The organism is Bacillus litorisediminis, assembly GCF_022808645.1.
GTDB classification, from domain to species: Bacteria; Bacillota; Bacilli; order Bacillales; family JC228; genus Bacillus_BF; species Bacillus_BF litorisediminis.
Map to the genome: position 1 here is coordinate 39,672 of NZ_JAKZKT010000032.1, position 13,805 is coordinate 53,476.

Here is a 13,805-nt window from a genome sequence, read left to right on the forward strand (position 1 = left end):
CTCTGTTATTCTAAAATCGTTATTTTTACTTTTCTGACTCCCCAGCGATAGGCTTCTTCCTTCGTTGCGAAGAAAACATCAATTTTATTGCCTTTAATCGCAGAACCAGTATCGGCTGCAATGGCATGGCCGTACCCTTCTACATATACTTTTGAACCTAATGGAATGACACTCGGATCAACAGCAATTACTTTGATGTCCGGATTTGAGCGCAGGTTAATACCCGTTGCTGTAACGCCAGAACATCCATTACAGAACGCTGTGTAAGCCGTTGAATTGACGTAAAATTCTTTACCGCTCACAGGTGCGGAGCCACGGGAAATACTTGCTGTTTGAACCTGAGTTCCAACAGCAACAATTTTATTCTGGCTTTCTTGTAAAGTCTTCGTTTCTACTAGTTTACGAGACACTTCTTTGCCATTTTCTAATACTACCTGATAGACCTTGGATACTTGGCCCTCTCGTCCTTCTTGAATGACCTTCTCAGTTCCCTTTTTTAAGCTGTTGTCATTTTTGGTAACAACCGCATAATCCACTGATTCTTCCACTACATCGGTGACTTTTTCTACTCGAACGACGTTAATTTTTGTTTTGTCGTCAATGGTTTGTTCTAGCTTAGGTTCAACTCGGTCTAATTCGTTGAGCTGAATCCCATGTTGTTTTAAAAAGTCAGCGACCGTAGTCGAAGTGGACCATAGCTCCTTAAGCTTTCCTCCATCTACTAATGTCACTTTAAAAGCTTCCTCGACATTAATTTGCAGACCATTTTTGATGGATGAATTTAAACCAGGAGAAATCTGATCCTGTTCTTTCACTTCTATTCCTTGCTGTTCCAACAATTCTTTAACAGAATCTGCTGTTGTCCAAACCTTGTTTGGCTCTTTATCGTTATAAGTAATTGTAACCTGTTTTGCTGGTTCCCATGCAATTTCTAGGTTGTTTTTAATTTTTGTCTCTGCTTTCGGGAACAAATAATCTTCTGTACCAACCTGTATCTCTAATTCTCTTAAAATATCTTCTACAGTGTCGGCATGAGTTTTAACTATTCTCTCTTCACCGTCTAGCGTCAGGGCAACCGTCTTCTTCGTGCCTTGGTAGACCATCAGCGTAAGCGCCAGCAAAAAGACTAGTGCGCCGAATGATAACAGTAAAAGTCTCCTTTTACTCATTTCGGAAAACAGGTTTTTCACGGGATTATTCACGTTGAAAAACGCCTCCTTCTCACGGAAGTGATTATATAGAGAGTTACTCTGCATGTCAACCCCTAAAACTTTATCGAAGGTAGTCATAATTATGCATGACCCTCACAAAAAAGGGAAGAAAGACTTATCGACATGTTTATCCTATGAATAAAAGAAGACGTGTAGAACTTTAGAGAATCCGAAAAAAATGGGACAGGTCTATGCAATTTTCGACAAGAATTGGTGTCACGATATGCCGAAAAGTTTTTTTGCATTAGCCGTTGTCTGTGCAGTTACCTCTTCGTAGGTTATCCCTTTAATCGTGGCGATTTCTTCTGCCACTAATGAGACGTAAGACGGTTCGTTTCTTTTCCCTCTATATGGATGTGGAGCTAAATAGGGACAATCTGTTTCAATCAAAAGCTTATCAAGCGGAATGGCTTCTGCCACTTCCTTTGGCTTTTTCGCATTTTTAAACGTAACCGGACCTCCAAGCGATATATAAAAATTTAAATCCAGACACTGTTTGGCGATTTCGACGCTTCCGCTAAAGCAATGCATAATGCCGCCGACTTCATTGGCCCCTTCTTCCCTTAAAATATTCACAACATCTTCTGTTGCATCACGATTATGAATAATGATGGGAAGGTTAACTTTTTTTGCAAGGCGGATTTGCTTTCTGAACACATCATGTTGCACTTCTTTGGGCGATTTATCCCAATGATAGTCTAGCCCCATCTCTCCTAAAGCTACTACCTTTGGATGTGCCGAGAGTGTTTCTAAAAGCTCAAGATCCTCTTCTGTCATATCAATAGCATCTACAGGGTGCCAGCCCACACTTGCATAGATAAAATCATAGGTTTCCGCTAAATTTATTGCCCTCTCTATCGTTTTACGATCAAATCCTACTACCACCATATTTTTTACATCTTTTTGGAGAGCTCTTTCAATTACTTCGTTCAAATCCTCTTCAAACTGTTTGTCATTTAAATGCACATGTGTATCAAAAAGCATGTTTTACACTCCTTATCCTGTCGCACATTCTTAAACAAATAATTTTACCCTTTAAAAATTATAGAAAGAAAACAAACGCATTTTTCTTATATAGTTTCTTCCGGCCATATTACAAATAATATTTTTTGGTTACAAATAAAAACTTCTATAATATAGGTTAATTCATTAATATTTTTTATAAATGAAACAAAAAACATAGGATTGTAACACGTTTTTGTTTCACGTGAAACATTCCTATGTTTTACCGATATAACAATTGTTATTTCACCTTTGCTCCAATTTCTAACTCTTTATCTACTGTTGCCAATGATAAAACTCCATCTTTTGAACCTGCTAAAATCATACCTTCCGACAACTCGCCACGGAGCTTAACAGGCTTTAAATTCGTAACACAAATAACTCGTTTGCCAATTAGATCCTCAGGCTTGTAATATTGAGCAATCCCAGAAACCACCTGACGTTTTTCATAGCCTAGGTCCAATTGAAGCTTTAAAAGCTTATCGGCCTTTTTAACCGGCTCTGCGTGAATAACCTCTGCCACGCGAAGTTCAATTTTCATAAAATCATCGATTGTGATTTCATTCACTTCTTTAATCTCTTCATTATTCTTTATAGGTTCGTTTTGCGGCTGTGCCCCGCCTTGCATTTTTTCCTTTATATATTGAACTTCCTCTTCCACTTCCAAGCGAGGAAATAACGGCTCACCTTTTTTAACTCTTGTTCCGGCAGGGATTTTGCCAAATTCAGCAAGACTTTCCCAAGACTTTAACTCAGGGTCAGTTATTTGAAGCTGCTCGAAAATTAGACCTGGTGTTTTTGTAAGAAAAGGCTGAAGCAGAACAGCAATTCTTCTTAATGATTCGGCAAGGTGAACCATAGCACTTGCCAATTCGTCCCTTTTCGCTTCTTCTTTAGCTAAAACCCATGGTTGAGTTTCATCAATAAATTTATTGGTTCTGCTTATAAGCTGCCATAATGAAGTGAGCGCTACGGAAAACTCCATATCCTCCATGGCTGCTTCATATTTCTTTACTGTCTCTTTATTAACTTCCAATAAGCTTTGTTCAAATGAATGATTAGAACCATTATACACCGGAATTTCACCATCAAAATATCTATCAATCATCGCAACAGTCCGGTTTAACAGATTCCCTAAATCATTGGCTAAATCGAAGTTTATTCTTTCAACAAATCCCTCTGGTGTAAATACTCCATCAGAACCAAAAGGCACTTCTCTTAATAAATAATAACGCAGTGCATCTAAACCGTAGCGATCAATCAGAGTGACAGGATCAACCACATTCCCTTTTGATTTAGACATCTTTCCATCTTTCATAAGAAGCCAGCCATGACCAAATACCTTTTTAGGAAGCGGGAGATCCAATGCCATAAGCATAATTGGCCAATAAATCGTGTGGAATCGAATAATCTCTTTTCCTACTAAATGAACATCAGCCGGCCAATATTTCTGATACTTCTCCTCATTCTCACTGCCATAGCCTAGAGCAGTAATATAGTTGGAAAGAGCATCTATCCAAACATAAATCACGTGTTTTGGATCACCAGGAACCTTAATTCCCCAATCAAAGGTGGTTCTTGAAACCGCTAAATCTTCTAACCCAGGCTTAATGAAATTATTTATCATTTCGTTTTTACGTGATTCTGGCTGGATAAATTCAGGATGTTCCTCGTAATACTTTACTAAGCGATCTACATATTTACTCATTTTAAAGAAATAAGATTCCTCTTTAACCTTTTCAACAGGACGGCCGCAATCAGGGCAATTTCCATCAGCTAATTGGCGCTCTGTAAAAAACGATTCACAAGGGGTACAATACCATCCTTCATATTGATCCAAATAAATATCCCCTTGTTCAAGGAGCCTGGCAAATATCTTTTCAACGGCAGCCTTATGACGGTTTTCAGTTGTCCGAATAAAATCATCGTAGGAAATATCGAGTTTATCCCACAGTTCCTTAATTCCCAAAACGATTTCATCAACATACGCTTTAGGGGTAACTCCTTTTTCTTCAGCTTTCCTTTGAATTTTTTGCCCATGCTCATCGGTACCCGTCAGATACATAACATCAAAACCTCTTAAACGTTTATAACGGGCCATTGCATCACCAGCAACTGTTGTATAAGCATGACCTATATGAAGATTACCGCTAGGGTAGTAAATAGGTGTCGTAATATAAAATGTTTGATCGGATTTTCCCATATTACCGTCCTCCAATACTTATTCTAAAACGATTATAAATAGTTAAATAAAAAATTAAAAGATAACAAAGGATAAACCAGACGGAGACTTTCTTTAATTTAATCTAAAATTAAAAGACAATATTTAAAAATGCCTACTGTCTATTTTAACGTATACCTATCTAATTGTAACCTTTTAACAGCCTTATCTATTCCTATTTTACAACAGTTTTGCCATATTTCCTTTTACTATGTTTAAACCTGTACCTTAAAGGGGTATCTATTATTACAATTTTCTAGAGGGGTTTTTGTCACATGATAAAGCATTGACACTTTTTCATTCTTATTGCATTCTATTAATCCTATAAAAATAGCCAGAGCAGAAATTTGTCGAAATTTTTAATGATTTTTGTCGAAAATTCTTTCGCATGTTTCTAATACAAAAAACTGTACAAAACCTTGAAATAATAAGGTTTTTAAAATTTTCACAAAAAAGTGGCCATACCAATAAAATAAAATTATTGACGGATTTGGGAAAGGCTGGTATCATAAATTCATAGAAATTTGTCGAATAATGGCGAAAGTTAATAAGCGAAAATAATAGAATCCTATTTTAAAAATGTGAGAGGAGAAACCCAATGAAATCCACTGGTATTGTAAGAAAAGTTGATGAGCTTGGCCGTGTTGTAATTCCAATTGAGCTTCGCAGAACTCTTGGTATTGCTGAAAAAGATGCTTTAGAAATTTATGTTGATGACGAAAAAATTATCCTCAAGAAATACAAACCAAACATGACTTGCCACATCACTGGTGAAGTTTCCGATCAAAACATTGCACTTGCAGGCGGTAAACTTGTGCTTAGCCGTGAAGGCGCTGAAATGTTAATTAATGAAATTCAAAACCATTTTCACGCAAAAGCTAACTAAACAAAGCCATAAAAAAACAAAGGTATCTTATGATTCCTTTGTTTTTTTTACTTTAAAAAAGCATAAAATTTCTGCAATAAGATGGATTCGATGTAGTAAAAATTTTAAGGAATAAAGAACGACTGCCAGGATGGCCAAGTCAAGCTTTACATCAGGACGTGGCGTTTCAAGCGTGATAAGCGCAACTAGGCAATCGCCTGCACCAAAAGGCTTTGCGCTAGCAAAGTTTTCTTTATTCGATATGAAATGCCTGATATACATCCCGCTTAGCCATCGAACGGTCGGTGGCAGTTTGTTTAATAGCTTCTTTAGAGGTTAACCCTTTTTCTTCTATATAATAGGTAACATGCTCTTCAATTGAAAGTGGAGCCCACCAAAGTTCACTCTCCTCATCTTTCGGTTCTCCGCCTTCAATAATAAGGCAAATTTCCCCTTTTAATGGCTCTTCCTTCACAACGTTCACCAGTTCATCAATCGTACCGCGTATGTATTCTTCATGCAGCTTGGTTAATTCTCTGCAAATTGCTGCCTGACGATTCCCTAAAACCAGCAATATGTCATCTAATGTCTCCTTTATTCGGTGCGGAGCTTCATAAAATATAAGTGTTTCTGGTCGATATTGCAGCTCATCCAACTCAGCTCTCCGTTCCTTTTTACTTCTATTTAAAAAACCATGGAAATAAAAAGGCTGAGGTTTAATCCCTGAAGCAATAAGAGCCGTAATGGCAGCATTAGCTCCAGGCAAAGCAATAACAGGAATACAATCTTTGTGACATAGTTCAACCAGTTCCCAGCCCGGATCTGAAATAGCCGGTAAACCAGCATCGGAAACAAGCGCTATCTTTCTTCCTTCTTTTAAAGCAGCAAGCAGCTTTTCACCGCTTGTCGCCTTATTATGTTCATGATAGCTGGTAAGAGGAGTATGTATATCAAAATGATTGCAAAGTTTTCTTGTATTACGGGTATCCTCCGCTGCAATCAGGTCTGCTTCCTTTAATGTTTCAACGGCACGATAGGTCATATCTTTCAGATTTCCAATTGGAGTTGGAACAAGAAAAAGAATACCTTGATTATCCTCTTGATTATAGCTTTTCTGTTTCCACATCATCCTGTTCCCCCTTACCTTTTAAAAATCGTTCTTTTTCTTTCCGGGAAAGCCTTTTAAATGCATATTCTTCTTGTAATGCCTCCTGTTTCGTTTCAAAGCCTTTTTTATAAATACATGTTACAGGTAAACGGGAACGTGTATATTTGGCCCCTTTTCCGGCGTTATGGACCGACACCCGCTTTTTCACATCAGTCGAATACCCGGTATAGTAGCTGCCATCCGCACATTCTAAAACATATATAAAATGACTATAGGGTTCCATACAAAAGCTCCTTCACTTCTTCTGTATACTCATTCGCATTCGTATAAATATAAAGTGGAGGAAGGATTTTCAAATCCGGATTCGCATCCTTGGTTCCCTCTACCAGAATCATATTGGCCTCTTTTCCTTCCTTTGGATACACAAATCGCAGTCGCTTCGGCTCAAGCCTATATTGCCTCATTAGTGTTACTATATCCATTAACCTCCCCGGACGATGTACAAAGGCTACTTTTCCCCCCGGTCTTACTAATTTAGAGGACACAGAGACTACATCTTCTAAAGTACAGGCGATCTCATGACGAGCCAGTGCAAAATATTGATTTTGATTTTGTACTTCTTTTGACAGTGTCTGAAAATATGGAGGGTTACATGTAATTACGTCATATATAGCATGACCCAATTCGGCAGGCATTTCTTTTAAATCCCCATGAATCATTTGAATTTGGTGGTCTAGGCAGTTTAGCTCAATACTTCTAACTGCCATGTTATATAACCGTTCCTGAATCTCCACACCCGTTATCTTAGCTTTCGTACGGCCTGATAAAAGTAAAGGAATGACGCCATTTCCGCTGCATAAATCTAATATTTGTCCTTTTTGAATCGGAACATACACAAAACGAGCTAAAAGAACAGCATCTAACGAAAACGAAAACACAGTGGGGCTTTGAATAATGCGTAAATTCTCTGCTAATAAGTAATCTAACCTTTCATCGTCCTTTAACCAATCCATAAAATACCCCTTTTATTAATAAGTGTTGTCTAAAACAGGCTTGACCATTTCTTTTTCTGAACCCCGTTAAAAAGAGCCTTCCACAAAGGAAGACTCTCATTCATTTATTTTTTATTGAGAAAAGATAAACAAAACAAACAGTCTCCCTCACGGCGAGGACTTCCAAAATGAAGATTACAGATATGGAATCCTTCTTGATAAAGACGGGCTAAATTATCATATCCTTCTCCAATATCAATTACCCGCTCCGATGGATTCTCGCCATCACCTTCCGTTTGATGCTGCGCATCTTTAGAGGTGGTTTGCTCTAATCGCTTACGAAGATGGTCATTTTCAATCTTTAACGTATTGTTTTCCTCTAATATTTCCGCTAAATGCTGCTTCATTTCCCCAAGTTGCTGATACAAATGACCAATTTGTTGCTCCATACTACTTAGTGCATTGAAAATTTCTTTTTTTTCCAAAGCTTATCCACCTCAAGACTTTGCGGATTAGTGGGAAACAGCATCCTGATTTCTTAATTCATCAAGCGTGTACTCTAGAACTCTTCCATGTTCTGGGATTTCAATTTGCATGACCCGCTCTAAAATATTTAACCCAACAATTTTTCCTTCTCCAATTGGGGTTTGAATGGATTCGCCAATATCCGGAAGTTCGTTTCTTGCCGTTTCATATTCATCATTCTCATATTTTAGGCAACACATCAAACGACCGCATAACCCAGAAATCTTTGTAGGATTTAAGGAAAGATTTTGATCCTTTGCCATTTTAATAGAAACGGGTTCAAAATCACCTAAAAACGTTGAACAACACAACATTCTGCCACATGGACCGATTCCGCCTAGCATTTTTGCTTCATCACGCACTCCTATTTGACGCAGTTCAATGCGAGTCCGGAAAATCGCTGCTAAATCCTTAACTAATTCTCTAAAATCTACCCGGCCATCAGCAGTAAAATAAAATATAACTTTATTCCGATCAAATGTATACTCAACATCGACCAGCTTCATATCCAGCCCATGTTCTTCAACCTTCTCACAACATACCTGATAAGCCTCTCTTGTTGCCTGCTTATTTTCTTCGACGATAAGACGATCCTTATGATCTGCAATCCGAAGAACCTTTTTTAATGGAAGGACAACGTCATGTTCCCCCACCTCTTTGGGACCAATGACAATTCTTCCATATTCAACACCTCGGACAGTCTCAACAATTACAAAATCGTCCTTTTGAAGTAGCAAATCCCCTGGATCGAAGTAATAGATTTTTCCAGCTTTCTTAAACCGGACACCTACAACCTTATACACTCTCACGATCCCTCCTTTAAGCTGAGTACCATTTGTTCCATCAGGAGCTGATGATTAGTATGTGCATCTAACATCCGCTTGGTATTCAAAATGGTTTCTATAGATTTTAAGATAGTGGTCTGTGAAATACTTAAGGCAGATCGCTCTAAATCACCTATGATAAAGGGAAAAATTAATTTTTCCTTACGATTCAGCTGAATCGATAAGAGATCTCTATATATAAATAAGAGCATTTGCAGGCCCATATTCACCTGTTCCCGATCTTGGAAATGCTTGTACCATTCTTGCTGAAGCCACAAAAGTGCTTCTTCATCACTTTTTTGTAGGGCTTCATATAATTTTACCACTTTTTTTCGTGCTTGTGCAAACCACTCATCCGAAAATAATTGTTGTGCCTCATCTACATTTTGTGTTAATTGGGAAAGAAGGGGAGCCATATCTTGTGGTATTCCGTTTGAGATTAACTGTTTAATTAGAAGATTAGCAGACAAAGGTTTAAATGAAACAACCTGACAACGTGACAGGATGGTACTTAACATGTTATGGAGCTGTTCAGTAATTAATACAGCCATCGTTTGAGCTTGCGGTTCTTCTAAAAATTTCAATAAGCTATTTGCTGCATTTGTTGTCATTCGGTCTGCATGCACAAGGCAATAGAATTTTTTTGCTGATTCCATCCCGGATTTTGAAAACTCCATTTGCAATGCCTGAATTTGTCCTTTTTTAATAGACTGGCCATCAGGTTCAATAATATGTACATCAGGATGATTACCACTTTCTATTCTTCTGCAGTGATGACACTCTCCACATGGCAGATAATGATCTATTTGATTTATACAGAAAAAGCTTTGGGCAAGTAGTTTACTGGCTTGTACCTTTCCGATTCCTTTTATTCCTTCAAATAAATAGGCATGAGCCAACCGATCTCTCTGTAAAGCATTTCGCAGCATCTTCTCTGCTGTTGGCTGTTTCGCTTTAAATTCTTCCCATTGTGCGCTCAAAGGTATTCACCTCTTTATGTATACAGGTTTATCAGCAAACCCTTAATTTCTCCGATTTGTTCCAGGAGATTGAGCGAATCCTTTTCACCCAGTCTTAACTCTTCTGTTAAAGAAATGAGCTTTTCATCTATTGTTTCAATCAGTCGAAGCGTCCGATTTTCCCCATAGCCGCTCCAGCTCTTTGACTGCTTCAAATTAAAACCAAAATCAACAGCCTCTTTAACAAACCTCTTAACAAGCGTCTTGAACTTAGCTAAATCCTGAAACTGGCGTGAACGGGCAAGTCTTTGTCCGGCCACATCTATGTCTTTCAATAAACGTCCCAGTTCTTCTGTTTTTAAACGGCTTCCTTGCTTTTCAATCATCGATTGAAAGGAATTTCTTTGATTATAGGCTGCTTTTTGCTCTAACTTAAGTGAATCAAGCCCAACTCTGATATCCTGTTGTATTTTCACTGTCCCATCACCTATTCTCAGCGATAAAATCTAAGCGCAAATAAGAAAATGGCACTTGGCCATTTACTTTTCTCTTTGTCAAAACCTTGGATTTTCTAAAATTTTAACTAAAAATGCATGAACTGATCAACAGGAAGAACAAATACGGTGGCTCCCCCTACTTCGATTTCAACAGGGTAAGGCACATATGAATCTGCATTTCCTCCCATTGGTGATACAGGTGCTACCAGCTGTTCTCGTGATCTGCAATTTTCTTTTATAATATCTAATGCTTTTTGGACACGAATATCCTCAGTTCCAATTAAAAAAGTTGTATTGCCTGATTTTAAAAATCCGCCGGTTGATGCAAGCTTCGTTGCCCTGAAATTATTTTCTACCAATGCATTAAGCAGGCGGTTACTATCCTGGTCTTGAACAACAGCCAAAATGAGTTTCATTCCCTTTCCTCCGTTTCTTCTTTTATCTTGTATTATACCAATATATTATTGGGACGAAACATAGGTGAACGAACTGATGATATGTCCATCTTCCATGTTTACCAATAACCTGAAGAACGGATGTCAAAACGTTTCATCCTAAAATATAATTTCTCTTATGTTTTCGTGGAAAATAGCTTAAAATCCTCCTTTCCTTATGAAAATTAAGGGTGCCTTCTCCACTGATCCAATTGAAGCATCACCGTTTTTTCTACTTGGCTATAAACTGAATCTAATGATAATTCAGCGTTAACCGTAACTATTCTTTCAGGAAAGCGATTTGCAACGATTTGGTAGCCTTCACGGACTTTTTCGTGAAACTCCATTTTCTCCAAATCTAATCGGTTTACTTCTCGGCCTTTATGCTTTTGAATCCGTTCCATTCCGATTTCTGGACGAATATCAAAATAAATCGTTAAATCAGGCATAAGATTTTCTATCGCAAATTGATTGATTTCTAAAACTTCATTAATTCCGATTCCTCGCGCATATCCTTGGTAAACAAGGGAAGCATCAACAAACCGGTCACAAAGCACAATTCTCCCGCTATTAAGAGCTGGAATCACCTTTTCGACAAGATGCTGGCGCCGGGATGCTGCATAAAGTAATGCCTCTGTTTTTGAATCCATTTCTGTATGTAAGGGACTCAGTATAACTTCCCTTATTTTCTCTGCTATCGTTATACCCCCAGGTTCTCTTGTCACAATAATGGGGTACTTGGCTTGTAAATTTTCCGCTAACATTTGAAGAACCGTTGTCTTTCCTGCTCCCTCTGGGCCTTCAAATGTAATAAATAAACCTTTTGTCACAATAGGTCTCTCCTCACGCTAATACAAGTATCTGATGATTTTCATTCCATCCATCACCTTGGATATGTGTCTTATGTTCCAATAATCGCTTCAATTCCTCTATATGACGTTGCTCAATACTTTCTCCTGGCATAATCAAAGGAATGCCTGGCGGATAGGGAATAATCATGCCTCCAGAAACCTTTCCAGGTGCTTCAGTTATCGGTATCCACCTTTTATCCGACACCTTTGCCTGATAAAGAGGCACTTCAGGTGTTCTTACCCGATTACTGCTGCTCTGAAATGGGGAATGCTTTTTTTCTCTTTCTTTGGCAGTATAAATAGTTATTTTTTTTAAGGCATCTTCCAACACATTTAGATAAGCAAGTGCTTCTTTTTCATGTGCTTTTTTAAATAAAGGAAAGATCAATAAAACATTCGCCGGATCTGAAAATTCCGGATATATCCCTTGTTCCTCCAATAACCTCTGAAAAGTCTGTCCGCTATCTCCATTCGTTAATTTTAAAGTGACCTTTAATGGATCTGTAAATGGATCCTGATAAATGTTAATTCCTGAAATCGCACTGAGGCGCTCATGTATTTCTTCTTTATATTTTCTCCAGAATTGAAGGTCATTTTCCGTAAAAGTCCCTATATAAGATCTTGCATAATCAAGCGATGCCATAATTAAATAAGAAGGACTGCTTGTCTGCAGAATTGAAAGAGCTTGTTGTATAGATTCTGCCCTAATCAAGCCTTCCCTAATATGAAGATAAGCCCCCATCGTTAACGAAGGCAATGTTTTATGAGCCGATTGAACCACAACATCTGCACCTAGCTGTAAAGATGAACGAAGAAATGGATCCTTTCCAATGAAATGAGCACCATGTGCTTCGTCAACGAGCACAGGAATTTTATATTTATGGGCAAGTTTGATTAAATCCTCAATTTTATCAGCCATTCCATAATAATTAGGATAGGTTACTATTAAGGCTTTTGCTTCTGGATACAGCTTTAGGGCATCAGCTAGTGTTTGAATCGATATTCCTTTCGCAATGCCCCAATCCCGTTCATATTCTGGTTCTAGAAACACAGGCCGTACCTTTGCCAGCATTAAACCATGGATAATGGATTTATGACAATTACGCTGAACAAGGACGAGATCTCCTTCTGAGCATGTCCCATATATCATCGCTAAATTGCCAACTGTTGATCCATTAACTAAAAATAAACTATTATCGCTTCCGTACAAATCAGTCAAAAGTTTTTGGGCCTTCAATAAAATACCTGTCGGATGATACAGATCATCCATTCCTGTAATCTCAGTTATATCTGCAGCAAAAAGCTTAGATTTTTCTTTAAATAATAATCCACCCTTATGACCAGGAACATGAAATGAAAGAGGATTAGATTGTATGTGATGCTGTAGAGCTTCGTAAAGAGGCATTTGCTCCTGACCATTCATCGGATAAACTCCTTATTCTTTCAAATATATTCATTGTATCAACGATTTTCTAATTCAACAAGGTTACATGATGGTTTGGTCATAGATTAACATGCAAAAAACGATTGCGTATCCGAGCAATCGTTTGTTCTTCCTTCATACATTATCATTCTTTTAAGCTATGAATAAATCTGGATATTTTTTATCTTTCTCATTTTTTCAATAAAATATTGATAAAATGGATCACCAGGCTCTAAAGTAAGCATTTGTTTCTCACATTCACAACAAAGAAAAGATGTATACAAATGAATCCCGTGTTCTTTTTCTTCTTCACAGATGATGCACAATTCCTTTATTTTCCCAGAGTTTTGCATTGTACTCATATCTCCACCTCCATATTGATAGGATGGACAAATCCCCCAGCAACTATTCAAAATTTACCTTCTTTTTTGAATCGTTTACATTCTAAGATACAGTATGGATCTATGTTTAATTACGTGTATGTCCTGATTGGAGCGGGTCGGGATCAAACTTTTTAGTCAAACCTAATCGGTTTGTCCTTCGGACAATAAAAAAACAACCTAGGATCAAAACCCTAGGTTGTTTTGCTTTGCCTGGCAACGTCCTACTCTCGCAGGGGGAGAGCCCCCAACTACCATCGGCGCTGAGAAGCTTAACTTCCGTGTTCGGGATGGGAACGGGTGTGACCTTCTCGCCATAGCTACCAGACCTTATCAATGCAGAGAACATCGTTCTCTCAAAACTAGATAACGACTAAAGAATAAGGTAAGGACCAAAATCACCATAAACTTGGTTAAGTCCTCGATCGATTAGTATCTGTCAGCTCCACACGTCACCGTGCTTCCACCTCAGACCTATCTACCTTGTCATCTTCAAGGGATCTTACTTGCATA

The 13,805-nt window shown here is 38.0% G+C and carries 15 protein-coding genes and 2 rRNA genes; 1 reads left to right on the forward strand and 16 read right to left on the reverse strand.

Going from position 1 to position 13,805, the window contains the following annotated elements:
* Positions 1 to 5 precede the first annotated feature (5 nt).
* From MLE14_RS15655 to metG, 3 genes are all read right to left on the reverse strand, one after another.
* Positions 6 to 1,289 (reverse strand): ubiquitin-like domain-containing protein, encoded by a 1,284-nt coding sequence (locus tag MLE14_RS15655; RefSeq protein WP_390629005.1) that lies wholly within the window; start codon positions 1,287 to 1,289, stop codon positions 6 to 8.
* A gap of 138 nt (positions 1,290 to 1,427) precedes the next feature.
* Entirely contained in the window at positions 1,428 to 2,195 is a 768-nt protein-coding gene (locus MLE14_RS15660; protein ID WP_243299356.1) for a TatD family hydrolase, read from the reverse strand.
* A 259-nt stretch (positions 2,196 to 2,454) separates the two neighbouring features.
* Positions 2,455 to 4,416 (reverse strand): methionine--tRNA ligase, encoded by a 1,962-nt coding sequence (gene metG, locus MLE14_RS15665; protein ID WP_243299357.1) that lies wholly within the window; start codon positions 4,414 to 4,416, stop codon positions 2,455 to 2,457.
* A gap of 616 nt (positions 4,417 to 5,032) precedes the next feature.
* Between metG and MLE14_RS15670 the strand changes: the two genes are divergently transcribed.
* Positions 5,033 to 5,320 (forward strand): AbrB/MazE/SpoVT family DNA-binding domain-containing protein, encoded by a 288-nt coding sequence (locus tag MLE14_RS15670; protein WP_243299358.1) that lies wholly within the window; start codon positions 5,033 to 5,035, stop codon positions 5,318 to 5,320.
* A 232-nt stretch (positions 5,321 to 5,552) separates the two neighbouring features.
* On the opposite strand, the gene rsmI is transcribed toward MLE14_RS15670, so the two are convergent.
* The 13 genes from rsmI to MLE14_RS15735 form a co-directional block, all read right to left on the reverse strand.
* Complete coding sequence (gene rsmI / locus MLE14_RS15675; RefSeq protein WP_243299359.1) at positions 5,553 to 6,425, reverse strand: 16S rRNA (cytidine(1402)-2'-O)-methyltransferase; 873 nt, start codon at positions 6,423 to 6,425, stop codon at positions 5,553 to 5,555.
* Complete coding sequence (locus MLE14_RS15680) at positions 6,403 to 6,690, reverse strand: GIY-YIG nuclease family protein (protein ID WP_243299360.1); 288 nt, start codon at positions 6,688 to 6,690, stop codon at positions 6,403 to 6,405. The genes rsmI and MLE14_RS15680 overlap by 23 nt, the downstream gene beginning before the upstream one ends.
* Positions 6,677 to 7,420 carry a tRNA1(Val) (adenine(37)-N6)-methyltransferase gene (locus MLE14_RS15685; protein ID WP_243299361.1) on the reverse strand — a complete coding sequence of 248 codons (744 nt, stop codon included), beginning with the start codon at positions 7,418 to 7,420 and terminating at the stop codon, positions 6,677 to 6,679. The genes MLE14_RS15680 and MLE14_RS15685 overlap by 14 nt, the downstream gene beginning before the upstream one ends.
* A gap of 104 nt (positions 7,421 to 7,524) precedes the next feature.
* Positions 7,525 to 7,884 carry a DNA replication initiation control protein YabA gene (yabA, locus tag MLE14_RS15690; protein ID WP_243299362.1) on the reverse strand — a complete coding sequence of 120 codons (360 nt, stop codon included), beginning with the start codon at positions 7,882 to 7,884 and terminating at the stop codon, positions 7,525 to 7,527.
* 27 nt (positions 7,885 to 7,911) lie between these two features.
* Complete coding sequence (locus MLE14_RS15695) at positions 7,912 to 8,727, reverse strand: PSP1 domain-containing protein (protein ID WP_243299363.1); 816 nt, start codon at positions 8,725 to 8,727, stop codon at positions 7,912 to 7,914.
* A gap of 2 nt (positions 8,728 to 8,729) precedes the next feature.
* Positions 8,730 to 9,728: a DNA polymerase III subunit delta' gene (holB, locus tag MLE14_RS15700; RefSeq protein ID WP_279326342.1), complete on the reverse strand. Its 999-nt coding sequence runs from the start codon at positions 9,726 to 9,728 to the stop codon at positions 8,730 to 8,732.
* 14 nt (positions 9,729 to 9,742) lie between these two features.
* Entirely contained in the window at positions 9,743 to 10,183 is a 441-nt protein-coding gene (locus MLE14_RS15705) for a YaaR family protein (protein WP_243299364.1), read from the reverse strand.
* Positions 10,184 to 10,290: 107 nt separating this feature from the next.
* The gene (locus tag MLE14_RS15710; RefSeq protein WP_243299365.1) at positions 10,291 to 10,620 is read right to left on the reverse strand and encodes a cyclic-di-AMP receptor; all 330 of its coding nucleotides are present in this window, start codon (positions 10,618 to 10,620) and stop codon (positions 10,291 to 10,293) included.
* A 203-nt stretch (positions 10,621 to 10,823) separates the two neighbouring features.
* Entirely contained in the window at positions 10,824 to 11,468 is a 645-nt protein-coding gene (gene tmk / locus MLE14_RS15715; RefSeq protein ID WP_243299366.1) for a dTMP kinase, read from the reverse strand.
* Positions 11,469 to 11,481: 13 nt separating this feature from the next.
* Positions 11,482 to 12,912, reverse strand: a complete 1,431-nt coding sequence (locus tag MLE14_RS15720; protein WP_243299367.1) for an aminotransferase class I/II-fold pyridoxal phosphate-dependent enzyme — start codon at positions 12,910 to 12,912, stop codon at positions 11,482 to 11,484.
* 158 nt (positions 12,913 to 13,070) lie between these two features.
* A complete protein-coding gene (locus MLE14_RS15725) occupies positions 13,071 to 13,274 on the reverse strand; it encodes a sigma factor G inhibitor Gin (RefSeq protein ID WP_243299368.1) in 204 nt (67 codons plus the stop codon).
* Between the two features lie 229 nt (positions 13,275 to 13,503).
* Positions 13,504 to 13,620 (reverse strand): 5S ribosomal RNA (gene rrf / locus MLE14_RS15730).
* Between the two features lie 81 nt (positions 13,621 to 13,701).
* A 23S ribosomal RNA gene (locus MLE14_RS15735) occupies positions 13,702 to 13,805 on the reverse strand; the annotation flags it as partial.